The sequence below is a fragment of the Mesorhizobium sp. CNPSo 4671 genome (genome assembly GCF_057784245.1).
In genome coordinates, this window is sequence record NZ_JBWLUW010000072.1 from 1 (window position 1) to 651 (window position 651).

Genomic DNA, 651 nt, shown 5'->3' on the forward strand with positions numbered 1-651 from the left:
CTGCAGGAGAAGGCCAAGGCGGCAAAAGTCGGCATCTGGGCAGGAACGTTTGAAGCGCCTTGGGATTGGCGTGCCAAGCATCGCGCTGACAACGAACCGCCATCGACGATCGCTCCCCTGCTCGCAGCGTCGCCCAGTGCCTGCAACATCAAGGGCAACATCAGTGCCCGCGGGGAGCACATCTATCACATGCCTGGCCAGGAGTATTACGATCGCACCGTCATCACCACCAGCAAGGGAGAGCGCTGGTTCTGCAGCGAGGAAGGGGCGGTGGCGGCCGGTTGGCGCAAAGCAAAGCGTAAGCCACAGGGGCAGGTATTGCCCTGCTTTTCGCCTGCGCTGGCGCGTCCCAGAAAGTGCGAGTATGCGGCAGTGTCAAGATCACTTACTTTCGCCTTGTGATATCGCGCCCGCGCCGGCTACACGAGCGACTTTCTTCAAAGCCTGGCCCCGTCGCCTTAGCAGCTGCCTGGCAACCAGACGGGATCGCTTCTGCGCGTCAGGCGGATCGCGGCTGATAGCCACGCATCCGCTTGGCGCGCAGCAGCTCGAGGAAAAGGGCGACGGCTTCACCCTCGGTATCAAAGGAGTGCTGTATCGTGCGGCCGGTGGTTCCAATCCGGCCCCAACGCCGGACCAGGCAGGTCTGGC

At 62.8% G+C, this 651-nt stretch carries 2 protein-coding genes; one reads left to right on the forward strand and one right to left on the reverse strand.

Annotated features, from left to right (window positions below; all coding sequences use genetic code 11):
* Window positions 1-402, forward strand: a 402-nt coding sequence (locus AC04SF_RS37405) for a sunset domain-containing protein (protein WP_488481878.1), incomplete at its 5' end; no start/stop codon positions are given.
* A 97-nt stretch (window positions 403-499) separates the two neighbouring features.
* On the opposite strand, the gene AC04SF_RS37410 is transcribed toward AC04SF_RS37405, so the two are convergent.
* Complete coding sequence (locus AC04SF_RS37410) at window positions 500-640, reverse strand: WGR domain-containing protein (RefSeq protein WP_488481879.1); 141 nt, start codon at window positions 638-640, stop codon at window positions 500-502.
* Window positions 641-651: the final 11 nt, after the last annotated feature.